1 protein-coding gene is annotated in these 242 nt (G+C 38.8%); it reads left to right on the forward strand.

Annotated elements, in window-relative coordinates:
* Positions 1–242, forward strand: a 242-nt coding sequence (locus ACFIO5_RS13200; protein ID WP_375705655.1) for a BamA/TamA family outer membrane protein, incomplete at both ends; no start/stop codon positions are given.

Raw genomic sequence — 242 nt, forward strand, 5'->3', positions numbered from 1 at the left:
CTTGGCGGCAATGCAAAGTTCTTGAAGACAACTGGTAAAGCAATGATGTATAAAACGCTTTCTGATCGGATGGATCTTGTCGGTTTACTTTCTTTTGGTGGTGGTTATATTCACGAAATAGGCCGAGAAGGAGTTCGTATCTTCGATATGTTTAAAATAAATACTGATATGATCCGTGGCTTCAAATATAACGGAATAGGTCCGCGTCAGGTATCCAATAAAGGTGAAGTTTATTTCTTAGG

This window comes from Bartonella sp. AA86SXKL, from assembly GCF_042196885.1.